Annotated in this window: 12 protein-coding genes; 6 read left to right on the plus strand and 6 right to left on the minus strand. The window is 63.9% G+C overall.

Going from position 1 to position 14,388, the window contains the following annotated elements; all coding sequences use genetic code 11:
• Window positions 1-355 (minus strand): hypothetical protein (locus KA354_10900; protein ID MBP7935144.1); only part of this gene is annotated, 355 nt, incomplete at its 3' end.
• Window positions 356-504: 149 nt separating this feature from the next.
• Between KA354_10900 and KA354_10905 the strand changes: the two genes are divergently transcribed.
• The 4 genes from KA354_10905 to KA354_10920 are packed head-to-tail and all read left to right on the plus strand — an operon-like array spanning window position 505 to window position 4,056.
• The gene (locus tag KA354_10905) at window positions 505-1,698 is read left to right on the plus strand and encodes a Gfo/Idh/MocA family oxidoreductase (protein MBP7935145.1); all 1,194 of its coding nucleotides are present in this window, start codon (window positions 505-507) and stop codon (window positions 1,696-1,698) included.
• Entirely contained in the window at window positions 1,695-2,204 is a 510-nt protein-coding gene (locus tag KA354_10910; GenBank protein ID MBP7935146.1) for an N-acetyltransferase, read from the plus strand. The genes KA354_10905 and KA354_10910 overlap by 4 nt, the downstream gene beginning before the upstream one ends.
• Window positions 2,201-2,926 (plus strand): glycosyltransferase, encoded by a 726-nt coding sequence (locus tag KA354_10915; protein ID MBP7935147.1) that lies wholly within the window; start codon window positions 2,201-2,203, stop codon window positions 2,924-2,926. Before KA354_10910 ends, KA354_10915 begins: the two co-directional genes overlap by 4 nt.
• A complete protein-coding gene (locus tag KA354_10920) occupies window positions 2,923-4,056 on the plus strand; it encodes a DegT/DnrJ/EryC1/StrS family aminotransferase (GenBank protein MBP7935148.1) in 1,134 nt (377 codons plus the stop codon). Before KA354_10915 ends, KA354_10920 begins: the two co-directional genes overlap by 4 nt.
• A gap of 57 nt (window positions 4,057-4,113) precedes the next feature.
• On the opposite strand, the gene KA354_10925 is transcribed toward KA354_10920, so the two are convergent.
• A complete protein-coding gene (locus tag KA354_10925) occupies window positions 4,114-5,997 on the minus strand; it encodes a glycoside hydrolase family 32 protein (protein ID MBP7935149.1) in 1,884 nt (627 codons plus the stop codon).
• Between the two features lie 361 nt (window positions 5,998-6,358).
• Here KA354_10925 and KA354_10930 point away from each other — a divergent pair, with 361 nt between their 5' ends.
• A complete protein-coding gene (locus KA354_10930; protein ID MBP7935150.1) occupies window positions 6,359-7,711 on the plus strand; it encodes an MFS transporter in 1,353 nt (450 codons plus the stop codon).
• Window positions 7,708-8,886: a galactonate dehydratase gene (gene dgoD, locus KA354_10935; protein MBP7935151.1), complete on the plus strand. Its 1,179-nt coding sequence runs from the start codon at window positions 7,708-7,710 to the stop codon at window positions 8,884-8,886. The genes KA354_10930 and dgoD overlap by 4 nt, the downstream gene beginning before the upstream one ends.
• Before the next feature lie 50 nt (window positions 8,887-8,936).
• Here the strand turns inward: dgoD and KA354_10940 are convergent, their stop codons facing one another.
• The 4 genes from KA354_10940 to KA354_10955 all read right to left on the minus strand — a co-directional run bounded on the left by KA354_10940 (window position 8,937) and on the right by KA354_10955 (window position 14,351).
• On the minus strand, window positions 8,937-9,944 hold the full coding sequence (locus tag KA354_10940) for a ThuA domain-containing protein (protein MBP7935152.1): 1,008 nt from the start codon (window positions 9,942-9,944) through the stop codon (window positions 8,937-8,939).
• 394 nt (window positions 9,945-10,338) lie between these two features.
• Window positions 10,339-10,674 (minus strand): rubredoxin, encoded by a 336-nt coding sequence (locus KA354_10945; protein ID MBP7935153.1) that lies wholly within the window; start codon window positions 10,672-10,674, stop codon window positions 10,339-10,341.
• A gap of 257 nt (window positions 10,675-10,931) precedes the next feature.
• Window positions 10,932-12,710 carry a DUF4838 domain-containing protein gene (locus KA354_10950; protein MBP7935154.1) on the minus strand — a complete coding sequence of 593 codons (1,779 nt, stop codon included), beginning with the start codon at window positions 12,708-12,710 and terminating at the stop codon, window positions 10,932-10,934.
• A gap of 228 nt (window positions 12,711-12,938) precedes the next feature.
• Complete coding sequence (locus KA354_10955; protein MBP7935155.1) at window positions 12,939-14,351, minus strand: DUF362 domain-containing protein; 1,413 nt, start codon at window positions 14,349-14,351, stop codon at window positions 12,939-12,941.
• Between the last annotated feature and the right edge of the window lie 37 nt (window positions 14,352-14,388).

The raw sequence follows: 14,388 nt of genomic DNA on the forward strand, positions 1-14,388 counted from the left end.
CCCCAAGCCAGATCAGCAGGGCAAAAGTCACCAGTTGCCAGCAGGCATCCAGAACCCGTAGCGACCACGGAGCGGTTCCAAACAGGACCGTGGCCAGATAGTGCGGCACGTAGCTGCCCATGCCGTTGTACGCCCAGTAGAGAGCATGGGCCTTGTCGCCGGCCATGACTCGTTCGGTCGCGTACTGGTAGTAGGCCTGGTCGAAGCCCGGCGGATCGAACAGGTTGCGACTGAGCGAGATGACCAGAACCGCCGCAAACAGCATCGCGGCCAGCAGGGTACCCGGCGCAGGCCCCAAGCGGCCCGCAGGCTGGGCATCGCTGCCCGTCAACAGGGTGGGGCTGATGGTCGCCATACGGCATTCATCGACCGATAACCCAGTCCAATCCAGCTCAGTCCGGGAATACCGCTTCCCCCTCCGGTTTGCCCGCCCGATATCTCAAGTCGAGAGCCCGATAAGACGACAGATCCCATGAGAAACGACGGTCTATTCAGGTACTGCCCATGAAGCTCTCCGACAAGACATCGAAATCGGGATCAGGGATCACACGCAAAGCACCGCGCGAACTGGGCATCGCGGCCCTGAATCGTGTTCACAAGCCCTCTCGACTGAAGGGCTTGGACGCCAAGATCGCCTCCACGCCAGGGCGGAAACCGGCTGACCGGGCGGCAATCGCCACTCCGGCCACACCCCGCGTGGCGGTCATCGGACTGGGCTACTGGGGCCCCAATCTTGTTCGCAACTTCTATTCCGTACTAGGCGAGAATCTCCGGGCCTGCTGCGACCGGCAGAGCCAGCGCGGACGGTTCATCCTTCAGAACTACCCCGGCATTCGCTTTACCGACGACATCGAGGTCATTCTGGGCGATCCGGATATCGATGCCCTGGCCATCGCCACACCCGTGGATACCCACTATCCGCTGGCCAAGGCGGCGCTCACCGCGGGCAAATCGGTACTGGTGGAGAAGCCGATGTGCTCGACCGTGGAGCAGGCCGAGGAACTGGTCGACCTGGCCGATCGAAACGGCAAGGTCCTGATGGTCGATCACACCTTCGTGTACAACCCCGCAGTCCGCAAGATGAAAGAGGTCGTGGACAGCGGCCAGCTCGGCGAGCTGCTCTTCGTAGACAGCATTCGCATCAACCTGGGCATCTTCCAGCATGACGTGAATGTCGTCTGGGACCTGGCTCCGCACGACCTGTCCATCGTTCAGTACCTGGTGGGCCGGCCGCCCAGGAGCCTCTCGGCTTTCGGGGCCGCCCACGCCGGGAACGGCATCGAGAGCATCGCGTACATCAACCTGGACTTCGGTGACGGGCTGATCGCCAATTTCCACGTCAACTGGCTCTCGCCGGTCAAGATCCGGCACACCGTGGTCGGCGGCCGGAAACGCAGCCTGATCTACAACGACCTCGATCCCATCGAGAAGGTCAAGATCTATGACAGCGGCATCACCGTCCGGCATGACGACCTCGAGGGGCGGCGACGCCAGCTCATCGAGTACCGGACCGGCGACATCTGGGCTCCGCATATCGCCCAGCAGGAACCGCTGCGAACTATGGTCACGCACTTCATCGACTGTCTGAGGGAGCACAAGCGGCCCGTGACCGACGGCCGGGCCGGGCTCGAGATCGTCCGCATTCTCGATGCCGCCCAACGGAGCATCAAAGCCCAGGGGGGCCGGATCACGCTATGAGCTTCAAGGCCGATTTCGCTCGTATCGCCCCGGACGTGCGCCTTGGCGAGAACGTCACCATCCACGCGTTTGTGAACCTCTACGGCTGCTCGATCGGGGACGACACGCGGATCGGGACCTTCGTGGAGATCCAGAAGAACGCCTCGGTGGGCCGGCGATGCAAGATCTCGAGTCATAGCTTCATCTGCGAGGGAGTTGCCATCGAGGATGACTGCTTCGTCGGGCACGGGGTGATGTTCATCAACGACAAGTATCCCCGGGCAACGGCTGCCGATGGCCGTCCGCAGGGCGAGCAGGACTGGCAGGTGGTTTCCACCCGGATCAGACATGGGGCGTCGATCGGTTCCGGAGCCGTCATTCTGTGCGGCATCACCATCGGTGAGCGAGCGATGATCGGAGCGGGCGCGGTGGTCACCCGGGACGTGCCGGCCGGCGCGGTGGTCGCCGGCGTTCCGGCCCGCGTGCGAGCGGGAGCCACGGTCTGCGCAGGAGTCTGCCGGGAATGAACATCTCCGTCGTCTATCCAGCCTTCAACGAGGCCGGCAATATCGAGCGGACCATCGCCCGTTCGCTCGATGCTCTCGGCGGCAAGTTCGATCAGTTCGAGCTCATCATCGTCGACGACGGCAGCACCGACGCGACCGGGGCCCTGGCCGAGGAACTCGCCAGGCGGCACCCCGAAATCGTCGTTCTCCATAACGAACACAACCAGGGTCTTGCTCCCACGCTGCTCCGCGGCCTGCGCTGGGCCCGCTTCGAACTGGTCACCTACAACGGCATGGACTATCCGTTTGACCTGGAAGACCTGCCGAAGATGGCCGCACTGCTCGACCACGCTGACATCGTGGTCGCCAGCCGAATGCAGCACGCGGGCTACACCTGTTACCGCACGATCGTCTCGTACACGAACCGGGCCATGCTGAGATGGCTGTTCAACCTTCCATTGCGGGACTTCAACTTCGTCCAGCTCTTCAGGAAGGAAGTGCTGGACGCGGTCGAGGTCCATTCACGAAGCGCCGGCTTCGTCGCCCCGGAGATCATCCTGCGGGCGCACAGCCAGGGCTTCCGCATTGTCTCGGTCGACATCCCGTACTACCCCCGGCTGGCGGGTGAGGCGAGTTGTGGCAAGCCGAGCGTTGTACTCGGTTCGCTCTGGGAACTGCTGAGCTTCTACTGGAATCGTCGCAAGTGCGCCCCGCCGACCGGCGTGGCTGGAGGCCCGTCATGAACACCGCCGCCCCATCAACGTTGACCGTCCCGTTCGTCGACCTGAAGGCCCAGTTTGCCCTGATCGGCGACGAAGTCCTGGACGCGATCGGTGAAGTCTGCCGCGACGCGAAGTTCTGCCTTGGACCTGCGGTCGAGGAGTTCGAGAAGGGCTTCGCCGAGTTCTGCGAGACGCGGTATTGCGTGGCGGTCAACAGCGGAACCAGCGCCCTTCACCTGGCCCTGCGCTGCCTGGACATCGGGCCGGGCGACGAGGTCATCACCGTGCCGGCCACGTTCGTGGCCACCACCTGGGCGATCAGCTACGTCAGGGCGACGCCGGTGTTCGTGGACATTGATCCCGCCGCACGGACCATGGACCCGGCCCTGCTCGAAGCCGCGATCACCCCGAAGACCAAGGCGATCATGCCCGTTCACCTTTACGGCCAGCCCGCGGACATGGGTCCGATCCTCAAGATCGCCGCAGCTCACGGCTTGCCGGTGGTCGAGGATGCCGCCCAGGCCCACGGCGCCACTTACAGGAAGGACCGTGTCGGCGGCATCGGGCGTATCGGCTGCTTCAGCTTCTATCCCGGCAAGAACCTCGGGGCCTACGGCGAGGGCGGAGCCCTGGTCACCAACGACGAGAACATCGCCAAGCGGGCCCGGGCCCTTCGCGACCACGGCCAGCGGCAGCGATACGTCCACGAGGAAATCGGGTACAACTACCGCATGGAGGGCATCCAGGGGGCGGTCCTGTCCATCAAACTCGACTTCATCGACGAGTGGAACGCTGCCCGGCGCCAACATGCCGCGGACTACATCGATCGACTGACCGATCTGCCCGGACTGACCCTGCCGAAGATGTACAAGGACCGCAAGAGCGTCTTTCACCTGTTCGTCGTGGAGTTGAACAACCGCGATGGGGTCGCCAGGAAGCTCAACGAGGCCGGCGTCCAGACCGGGCTGCACTATCCTGTGCCCGTGCATCTCCAGCCCGCGTACCGGGATCTCGGGCTCACCGACGGGGCGTTTCCGAACAGCGAGCGGCTGGCTAAGCGATGCCTGAGCCTGCCCATATTCCCGGAGCTGACCAGCGCGCAGATCGATCACGTCTGCGAGCAACTGGCAGCGAACTTGTTCAAGTCTTAAAGGCCGACAGGTCCAGAGACCGCCGGTGCCTTGTCACTCCGCCGCCCGCTGCGGCCATCACCGGGCGGGCCAGGTCGAACGGAGTTCGTACACCTCCATGGACACCACTCGACCGGCCGATCCGACCGCGAACGTCTCGAGTTGCCTCTTGTCCGGAGCAGGCAGGAAGCAGGAGGTCAGCGACACGCGGCCGTCGTTGCCGAACACCTCGATCGTGGTCCGGTCCACGAGAATCTGCAGCCGAACACGAGCCTCATGCAAATCCAGCGGGGCGTCGGCTCCCAGGCACGAGATCCTGCGGTCCTTGACCGCGTAGGTGATCGCCTCGCCGCGCACGCGGAAGCCGACTTCCCGGGCTTCGCCCGGCTCGATCTCGGCTCGGATATCGAACAGGTCGCCGCTGAGGCCAGCCAGGAGGTTGTCGCCCGGGGTCAGCGGTTTGTCGACCCACCTGTGCTCCCTGGTCCGGATCCTCTCGATCTCCGTGACGGGCCGGCGAGTCATCCGAATGCCTTCCGGGAAGGTGCGGAGCTGCAGCTCGCAGGGGATGCTCATCTGCTGATTGAAGGGCATGTTGGGATAGCGGCCGCCGCTCATCCAGGCGATCTGGATGCGCCGCCCGTCGGTGGGCGGAATGTCGCTGTAGGTCTGGACCGCGTAGTAGTTCTTCCCGTAGTCTACGCGGAGTGGCGTGCCCTCAAAGATGAACCGGTTGCCGTCGAACGAGCCGACCAGGTAGCGGCCGTTGGCGGCCGTCCAGACCCACTTGGTCCGGTCCTTCCTTCCGTCCACGGGCATCTCGAAGAAGTCCGGGCACTCGCCGCAGTCGGGAGCATCGATATCGTGCAGGTGCGTCCAGTTCTTGAGGTTCGGCGAGGAGAAGAACGCGAAGGTGTTCCCATCCTTGTACAGAGCCATAATCCACCTGCGGGTCGGGGCATGCCAGACCACCTTGGGGTCGCGATTCTCCTTGACGAGGTGCTTGAGCACAGGGTTCTGGGCGTACTTGATCCAGGTTCGCCCGAGGTCATTGCTGTAGGCGATGCACTGGGTGAACGGCTGGTCCTTGGATTCGGGGGAGGTTCCTCCGGCCGCGGTGTAGATCGCGACCAGGGTCTTTTCGTCGCCCTTCTGAAAGCCGGCGGTGTTGTCCCAATCCACGACGGCCGATCCGGAGAAGATGGTGCCCAGCCTGTCGGGCTCGATGGCGTTGGGCAGTTGCTGCCAGGACAGCAGGTTGGGGCTGACCGCGTGGCCCCAGGTCATGTTGCCCCAGTTGACGCCTGTCGGGTTGTGCTGGAAGAACAGGTGGTACTCACCCCGGTAGAAGACCAGGCCATTGGGGTCGTTCAGCCAGTTGGCCTTGGCGCTGAAGTGGAACTGCGGGCGGTAGGTTTCATCGTAGACCTTCTCGGGCAGGACGATGGCAGCCTTCCTGGTCTCGCTCTGGGTGATCTGGTCGATGTTGATGTGCCCCCAGCCGCCGGTATGCCGATCGACGATCTCGATCCGGGCCTTCCGGTCCATCAAGGGAGTCACGTCCCAGGCTATCGGCTGCAACCGTTCGCTGTCGAAGCCTGTGGCCGTGCGGGCGACTCGGCCGTCGACCAGGAGATTGATGCAGGTTTCGCCCGGGTGGCAGCCTCCGCCGATGAGGAAGGTGAGGTAGGGGCGTTTGATGCGGAATTCCGGCGAAGTCAGGGTGCCCTGGGACTTATCGCCGCCCGCGTAGCTGTTGGCCAAGCCTCGGCCTGCGAAGCCGGCGACCTCCATCTGATTGGGGAGTGTGCCGTGAGCCGGGCGGGTGCCGAAGGCGGTGCCGGTTGTCTGCCATGGGGCGTAGTCATCGCCCTCGAAGTCGGCGATCACGAGGTCGGTCTGGGCGCAGGCGGGGAAGACCGCCAGCATGACGATGGTCGAGGCGAGAAAAGCGGTTCTCATGTGCTTGGCTCTCGTGGCTGAGTACCTATGTCCCTTGGGAGTGTGGGACAGGCTTCCAGCCGGTCATTTGACCGGCAAGGTGCCGGTCCCACACCTGACGGGACGAGCTCCAAGGTTCCTGGTCTCATACACCCATGGGTAGACCTGTTTCGTGCTCAACAAGGCAATCCCGGGACAGTCCTTCGGGCATTCTACCGGCACTCAGTTCGGATAGCACCGAGACGGCCTTGGGATTCCAGGGTGGCACGGGCGTCTCTGCTGTCCGGGTCGCCGAGTGGCGAGGCGGGGGCGTCTCGATTCCCGCCTCCGGTACGGTTACACTGGGCCGTCGTTCTGAAGTTACCTGGCGATGGAGCCGCGCATGGGGCAGGACGTCATTGGCGAGCAGGATGTTCCGACGCTTGGCTACGCCTCGGGTCGGCCGTCTCGTGTCCGGTATTGGGTGGTCGTCTTCGCTGTTGCCCTGGCCTTCGTCACCTACATTGACCGGGTCTGCATTTCGCAGGCGGCTCCGTCGATCCGGGCGGACCTGGGTTTGAGCGAGGTCCAGATGGGCCTGGCGTTCGCGGCCTTTTACTGGGCGTATGCGCTGTTCGAGGTGCCTGCAGGCTGGATGGGTGACCGGTGGGGGGCCCGGCGGGTGCTGATGCGCATCGTGATCTGGTGGTCGTTCTTCACCGCCGCCACGGGGTGGGTGTGGAATCTCGGGTCGCTGGTGGTGACCCGGGCCTTGTTCGGCGCGGGCGAGGCGGGGTGCTTTCCCAACATCACCAAGACCTTCACTGCCTGGCTGCCGGCCGGTGAGCGCGTTCGGGCCCAGGGCATCATGTGGCTGGGGGCCCGGTGGGGCGGAGCCTTCACCCCGCTGCTGGTAGTGCTCGTTCTGCAGTGGATGCACTGGCGTCTCGCTTTCGTCGTGTTCGGAGCGATGGGCATCGTGTGGGCGGTTCTCTTCTATGTCTGGTATCGTGACGACCCGCGGGAGAATCCTCGAGTCAACGCGGCCGAGTTGGCGGTCATTCCGCCGGCCTCTGAGGCGATGCTCGGGCACGAGCCGGTTCCCTGGAAGGCCCTGGTCACCTCCAAGACGGTCTGGTTGCTCTGGGCCCAGTACGTCTGCCTGAACTACGGTTGGACGTTCTACATCACCTGGCTGCCGACGTACCTTCAGGAGGCTCGCCAGGTCACGTTGCACAAGGGTGCTCTCCTGGCCGGCATTCCGCTGTTCTTCGGTGGTCTGGGGTCGCTGTTCTGCGGCTACTTCGCCACGTACCTGGAGCGGCGTACGGGTGACGTCGTCCGGACGCGGCGCCGGCTGGCGTGCACCGGCTTCCTCGGAGCGGCCTGCTGTCTGGCGCTGTCCGTGCATATCAAGGACCCGCTGCTGGCGATGATCGTCGTGGGGCTGGCGAGCTTTGCGAACGATCTGGCCATGCCGCCGAGTTGGGGGGCGTGCATGGACGTCGGCGGCAAGATCTGCGGAACGCTCTCGGGCAGCATGAACATGATGGGCAATCTCGGCAACAGTCTGGCGCCGATCATCACCGGCCTGCTGCTGGTCTGGACGGACCACAACTGGACGGTCATCTTCTACGTTTCCGCGGCGGCGTACTCTCTTGGAACCTTCTGCTGGCTTTCGCTCGATTCGGTCACGCCGCTGATGAAACCGAGGCGAGGGTTCGAGGTCCTTCCTGTGACGGATGAACGCAAATGAAGATCACGAAGATCGAGACCGTGGTGTGCAATGCGAGGATGCGGAACTGGGTTTTTGTCAAGGTCCTGACCGATCAGCCGGGGCTGTGGGGCTGGGGCGAGGCGACGCTGGAGTGGCACACCCGGGCGATCGTCGGGGCGGTGGCGGACATCGAGCCGCTGCTCGTGGGCGAGGATCCGACGCGTGTTGAGCACCTCTGGCAGATGATGTATCGCCAGCACTTCTGGCACGGCAACGGCATCATCCGGGCGACGGCTATCAGCGGCATTGATCTGGCCTTGTGGGACATCGTGGGCAAGGTTCACGGTGTACCCTGTCACAAGCTCTGGGGCGGTCCGGTCCGCGATCACGTGCGGATGTATTGTCACCTGGGTGGCGGGCGGATGGAGGACTTCTACGAGACCGATCCGGCGGACGCCAAGCGGTTTGCCGAGCTCGCGGTGAAGGCGGTGGAGTCGGGTTTCACCGCGTTCAAGTCGATGGCCGTGCCCTGGACGATGGCGATTGAAGGGCTTCCGCCGGTGCGTTATGCGGAGGCTTGTGTGCGGGCGATGCGTGAGGCGGTGGGCGACTCGATTGACATCATGGTGGACTGCCACGCCCGGCCGTCGCCGCGGATGGGCATTCTGTTCGCCAAGGCCCTGGAGCCGTTTGGGCTGTACTGGTTCGAGGAGCCGTGTTGGCCGGAGACGATTGACGACCTTGCTCTGGTGCAGCGTTCGGTGGTGACGCCGATCGCGACGGGCGAGCGGCTGATCAGCCAGCACGCGTTTCGTGAGCTGCTGGAGAAGCGGGCGTGCAGTGTCATTCAGCCGGACATTACGCATTGCGGCGGGCTGAGCGAGGCTCGACGGATTGCGGCCATGGCCGAGGCGTATCGCGTGGCCATGGCTCCGCACAATCCGCAGGGTCCGGTCAGCACGGCCGCATCGCTGGAGTTTGGGCTGGCCACGCCCAGCTACCTGATCTGTGAAGCCGTGCACCAGGACGTGCCCTGGCGTGCGGACATTGTCAAGGAGGGATTCACCGTCGAGTCCAAAGGTCGGATTGTCCGCCCGGGGGTGCGACCCGGGCTTGGGATCGAGATCGACGAGGGCGAGGTGAAGAAGCACCCCTTCCAGCAGGAGTTGCCCCAGCGGGTGTTCTACGCGGACGGGAGTGTGGGGGACTGGTAGCGGCCCCCGCCGCGGGTTGGGTGGTGGTTGGCCGGGGACTTGGGGGCGCCTCAGGGGGTGAGCTCCGCCTCGTCCATCCTGTGGTCGGACGGCTTGACGCCCTTCTTGTGGCCGCGGAAGCCGAAGGCCGTCGGCTTGAATTGGCCCACGAGATCGACCCGCACCTTGGGTGGGATCTTCGCCTCGATGCCCAGGCACCAGTAGGCTGCGTTGACCAGTAACCGCCGCATTCCCTCGCTTTCCAGGTCGGTTGCGGCGCCCATGGTGGTTGTGAAGACGCGGCCGGTCCGGTCTTTCTCGCCTCGGTGGGTCTTGATCCAGGCGACCGGCATCATGGGCTCGTTTGGTGTGCCCGGCACCGGCTTGTCGGTTGCTTTCATGGCTTCCAGGACCTGGCCCAGGATCAGGACTTTGCTGTCGTCTGGCAGGGGCGAGCGCACGGTGTAGACATCGGTGGGGCCCCAGATATCCGTGCAATCGCGCACGATGGGATGGTCTTTCATGTCTTTGGCTATGACCCCGCGGGTGCTTTGCTTGCCGTGCTGGCCGTGATGGCTGACCCAGGTTTCGCCGAGTACCCGGCGGCCGAATCCGTCGATCCAGCCTTTCTCCTTGCTGTCATAGCTGTACCGGGCATAGGTTTTGCCCTTGGGGATGTTGAAGGCGTGGGTGGCGGTCCGCATTCCGATGATCGGGTTTCCTGATGCCACGTAGGCATCGACGTGCTTCATCTGCTGGTCGGGCAGGTCGCGAAAGCGTGTGGCGATGATCATCAGGTCGGCGGTTTCGAGGGCCTGGAGTCCGGGGATGTTGTCGCGGATTTCGGGGTTGATCTCGCCGGTCTTGGGATCGACGGCGAAGAGCACGGTGCACTTGAATCCGTGGTGTTTGGCGAGGATCTTGGCGAGCTGTGGCAGGGCCTCTTCCGAGCGGTACTCCTCGTCGCCGGAGATGAGCACGATGTGTTTGTCTTTGCCCGGTCCCTCGCCGCCCTTGTAGGTCACCCACTGTTCGGCGGCGCAGAGCACGTTGGGGACGAAGGTCAGCATGATGGGCATGACTCTCCAGATCAGGGTATGAGCGACATTCAAGGTCTTGACGGATCGCATTCTCGAATCTCCCTGGCCATGGTGGCCGCATTCACGGAATCTGAAAGCAGGACCGGAACGAGGTTGTTGTGTTCAGCTCTGACGTCATCCCGCGGTGAGCCGTGTCGCGGGCGGCATGCGGCCGGACCCGCACAGGTCGGGATGAGGCGGGCGTCGGGCTGTTGCTCATCTGACAACCTGTGGTGCAGGCCCCTCGCATCGGCCGCGCTTGATCCGCACGGGGATCGCCGACCTGAATCAGCGCGGCGGCGACCGGCCGGGGCACGGTCGAGCGCCGGATACACCGGACGTGGAGGTGGCTCTCGCGGTGTTCGGCATCGCGGCTGCCCCCGCGGCGGTCGGGTCAGCCCCACTTGCCCTTGCTCATGTGTCCCGCGAGCTCGGTCATGGAGAGCTTCATCATCTGGTAGCTGGCGAGGAGTGTCTTGTTGAACACGTCCACGCAGCCGGGGTCGAGGGCATCCTGGATACCTTCTTTGCAGACCCCTTCGATCTGGCGGGCGAGGTCGATGACCCGGGCGTGAAGCATGTTCGTCCGCCTGGATCGTTCCACGAGATTCGCGGCCGCCTCATCCAGCAGCGTGAACTTCTCGGGTGGGGCCCCGCACTTGGGGCACTTGGCCGGTGGGGTGTCCCCGTCATGGATATAACCACACGCGCATTTCCATTTCTTCTTCATGATTGCCTTTCCTGTCTACGCGAATGCGTTGGAACACGTCTCAACGCGATCACAGGCGTTTCGGATCCGCGAGCCCGACTCCGCCATCAAGCCGGGCCTGACGATTGCATGATGCGGTCTCAGGCCTCGTTGCCGCCTTCATGGCAGCCCGGGCCTTGCCGTCGTTCAGTCCCCTGGCGAGCGGGAAACGGGAGCGCAGCGGGTGATCGATCGTTCCTGCTCGTCTCCCATTCCGCTCTCTTTCGCACGGTTCCTTCTCACGGCGTCTTCTTCCCGTACATCTTGTCGTACTGGGCGAGCATATTCGCGCTGGGGCCGCCTTCGCTCCAGAAGGTAATCCGGTTGGCTTCGAGTGCCTTCTTGAACCTCTGCAGGAGCGCCGGGGCGTCCGCGGGGCGCAGTCCGTACTTGTCAGGGAAGCTGAGCTGCATGTGCCACAGCGGAACCAGCAGCTTCTCCAGGCGGTTGCGCACGGCCACGTCTTCGGTTCGGCCATAGGCTGCGTTGAGGATAGCCAGTCCTTTCGCGACGAATTCGGGCGGGGTGATCTCCTGGGGATGCCAGCCGTTCATCGGGATGTGCACCTTGATCTCTTTGCCGAACGCATCCATCAGGGCCAGGAACGCCATCACCTCGTCGGACACGGGTCCGTAGTAGCCCGCGCAGAACTCCGAACGGATCTTCATGGGGTCCTGGTTCGGATCCCAGAGCAGCTGGGCGGTGAGGTACTGGCGGAAGTTGGACAGCTCGGACCCTGATCCCTGGAGGTTGCCCTGCAGCATCACGCCGTTCACTCCGTGGGCCGCGTAGTATCGGATATCGTCCACCAGACCGTTCAGGTTCGGGTTGGGTGCCAGGTAGTCCCAGAAGTTCACCCCGTAATGCCACACCCAGATGCTCTTGGCGATCTTTCGCCAGTCGTCGATGGCCGCTCGATACGGCTTGCTCAGCTCCTCGTCGCCGATACCGTGGAAATAACAGGCGTGGTGGCAGAGGCGGATGATGACGTTATCGCGCGGCCTGGTGACCTTGGGTGCGGCGATGGAGTACTGATAGGCAAGGGTCTCGACGTACTTGTCCGGGTACTTGGCCTTGACTGCATCGGCCACGGCGTTGACCAGCCGCAGGATCGTCCCATGCTGAGCGTCCTCTTCCTTGACCACGGCCATGCAGGTCTCACACTCGCAGCATCCCCACCTACCCGGCCAGGCGTCGTTCTGGGAGATATCGACGGCGGTGAGGTTCGGCGTCTGTTCGATCCACTTGAGGGCCTGGGTTTTGGCGAGTTCGATCACGTTCGGGTTGGTGAAGCACAGCTGTCCGCTGATCGCCTCGCAGATTCGTTTGCCGCCGACCAGGCTGTAGTATTCGGGGTGTGTTGCGAAGTACACGTTTCCCGGGGCAATAGCCGCCGCCGTATGGACAAACGGCCAGATGAGCACGCCGGTGAACCGTCCCTGGGTGTCGGGAACGGGCTGGCCGAGGCATTGCCAGATGTTGGCCCCGTTGAGCTTCAATCGAGCCGCGAACTGCCAGTCGGACACGTCGTGATAGAGGTCGTCGCGATAAACGAAGGGGGGTGCGTATCGGTAGTCGATGTCGGGCAGGGTGAGCTTCGGTTGTTTGGGGGTGATGGTGCAATCGGGGGCCAGGAACCGGCACCCGCAGAATCGCTCCAGGAACACGTAGGCTGCGTACACTTGGCCGCGGTTGTCCTTGCCCAGCAGGACGAAGTCCTTGTCCGAGGACTTGACGACCACGCCGTCGGTTCCCAGCTTGTCCGCCTGTTCCAGGAGGGTCTTGTCGAGTCGTTTGCACTTTCCGACGTAGAATGCGGGTCCGGCTGCGGCTTCACCTTCGGCCACCCGCGGGAGCTTGACGTCTGCGATCTGGGTGAGGTAGGTCTGAAGCTCCGAAGCCGCGTAGGTTTCGGCGGGTGAGGCGTTGTCCGGGGTGACGATCCGATACGCTGACGCCCCGTTTTCCACAACCACGATATCCGCTGCCGTCGTGGGTGCCGGCACCGTCGATGCCATCGCCGCACTCAGCCCAACCGTCCAGACCATGAAGGAGCGACAGGCGCGGGTTCTTTGTCCGTCCGGGTATATCGATCGCCTGGCGGGTGAGAGGGGAGTCACAGCGAGTCCGAACGTCCCATGGTCGAAGTTGTCCATCGTTCGAAGGTCTCCCATTCGAGTCTTATCTCAGTCGACGCAGATGCTTGGCCAAGCGGTGTCATGGCGGATCCCTGTCTCGAATCCGCATCAGGCCCGCGTGCTTGCCGCTCCTTCCGGACAGACGGCCAGCAGTTCGATTCCCTTGCTGGTCCCCAGGTTGCCGGAGTACTTCTTCTCTTGGGCGTTGTTCCAATGCTCGTGGACGCCGAGGCTGGCCAGCCTCTGGACCGGCGCAGGGTGGTGGGGGTCATAGAAGGTCCGGGAGGGTGGATTTTCCGCCAGGGCCGCCTCGTGCAGATAGTCGTCCGTTCCGTGCCGCCGGGGGTAGTCGGTCCATTCCGTCCAGAGGAAATCGAAGCCCACGGAGTCGACTGCCACCGGATCCTGCGAGGCCAGGAGGCTGGCCGTCCAGCCGCCGTTGAAGGGCTGCGATTTCCATCGCCGGGGTGCCGGGTCGATGGGGTGCTTACCGGAGTAGAGGCCGTCGATCAGGTGGAGCACGGTCTTGCCGCCCAGGTGGGTGTGGCCCATGAGGTCGACCTGTTCCCGGTAGATGCTGGTCGACTCCGAGAACGAACCCCGGTGCAAGTCGTAGTAGCCCGATTGGACCGGCCAGCGTACCAGTGAGCCGAAGTGGTTTTTCCCACAGAGGGTGACGCCGGTGCGGGTGTGGGCCTTGAGGCTGGCGAGGTTGATGATGTACTCCGCCTCGGCGAAGCACACGGGCAGGAAGTCCGGGGCCTGGTTCTCTGGTCGGCAGCTCCAGTGGATGGGTATGGAGGATGGCTGGGCCTGGGTGCGTCCGAATTTGCCCGCGTAGTCCACGAAGGGCACGTTCGGGAATGCCGCGTGCAGGATGTTGTAGTATTCGTGGACGATGTACGCGAGTGTGTCGCAGATGGTGATGTCGGCTTCCCTGACGCCCACGGTGGCGGTCAGTTGCCGCAGCAGGGCGATGATCATCTGGGGCGACGTGTTCATGTAGTCGGGTCGCTGGATAAAGGTGTAGGTTTCGGGGTCCACCGCTCCCTCGCGGAAGATCATCCCGACCCAGTTGGGCTTGATGACGACTTTTTCGCCGGCCTTGTAGCCCCGGTCGCCTCGGCCTCGCCTCGCATTGAGATGCCGGAGAAGCCGAGTCCAAGCCCGAGCCGCCGAGGTCTCGCTGCACAGCTCCCCGACCGCCCGCTCCACCATCCGGTCCACCCGCTCCTGGTCGGTGCAGGGAGACTCATACCAATGTCCATTTCCCGGACCCCTCCAATTAGCAGCCAGGGGGTCATGGACCCACACCACTCTTCCGGGATGAACACCCTGGGCTTCGCCGATCGGCTTGAGCCGCTCGGGCTCGTGGATCTGGGCGGCTGCTGTCCGGGACCGGCTCAGCCCGATGGCCGCCCCGATCCCCATCGCCTGCTTGAGGAGTTCCCGTCGATTGGCCCGTGGTCTGGCGCAGGTGCGGCCGGTGCGTTTCGGTAGCGGGTCCGTGGGCGAGTGCATCAGCGAGGCTCCTTTGCAGGCCGCAGGCCGCCAAGCG

It is taken from the genome of Phycisphaerae bacterium (genome assembly GCA_018003015.1).
In the GTDB taxonomy this organism is placed as follows: Bacteria; Planctomycetota; Phycisphaerae; order UBA1845; family PWPN01; genus JAGNEZ01.

Bases quoted from the DNA above. Each gene is read 5' to 3' on its own strand.
- KA354_10905 (MBP7935145.1), top strand. From the start codon at position 505: ATGAAGCTCTCCGACAAGACATCGAAATCGGGATCAGGGATCACACGC.
- KA354_10910 (MBP7935146.1), top strand. From the start codon at position 1,695: ATGAGCTTCAAGGCCGATTTCGCTCGTATCGCCCCGGACGTGCGCCTT.
- KA354_10915 (MBP7935147.1), top strand. From the start codon at position 2,201: ATGAACATCTCCGTCGTCTATCCAGCCTTCAACGAGGCCGGCAATATC.
- KA354_10920 (MBP7935148.1), top strand. From the start codon at position 2,923: ATGAACACCGCCGCCCCATCAACGTTGACCGTCCCGTTCGTCGACCTG.
- KA354_10925 (MBP7935149.1), bottom strand. From the start codon at position 5,997: ATGAGAACCGCTTTTCTCGCCTCGACCATCGTCATGCTGGCGGTCTTC.
- KA354_10930 (MBP7935150.1), top strand. From the start codon at position 6,359: ATGGGGCAGGACGTCATTGGCGAGCAGGATGTTCCGACGCTTGGCTAC.
- dgoD (MBP7935151.1), top strand. From the start codon at position 7,708: ATGAAGATCACGAAGATCGAGACCGTGGTGTGCAATGCGAGGATGCGG.
- KA354_10940 (MBP7935152.1), bottom strand. From the start codon at position 9,944: ATGCCCATCATGCTGACCTTCGTCCCCAACGTGCTCTGCGCCGCCGAA.
- KA354_10945 (MBP7935153.1), bottom strand. From the start codon at position 10,674: ATGAAGAAGAAATGGAAATGCGCGTGTGGTTATATCCATGACGGGGAC.
- KA354_10950 (MBP7935154.1), bottom strand. From the start codon at position 12,710: ATGGCATCGACGGTGCCGGCACCCACGACGGCAGCGGATATCGTGGTT.
- KA354_10955 (MBP7935155.1), bottom strand. From the start codon at position 14,351: ATGCACTCGCCCACGGACCCGCTACCGAAACGCACCGGCCGCACCTGC.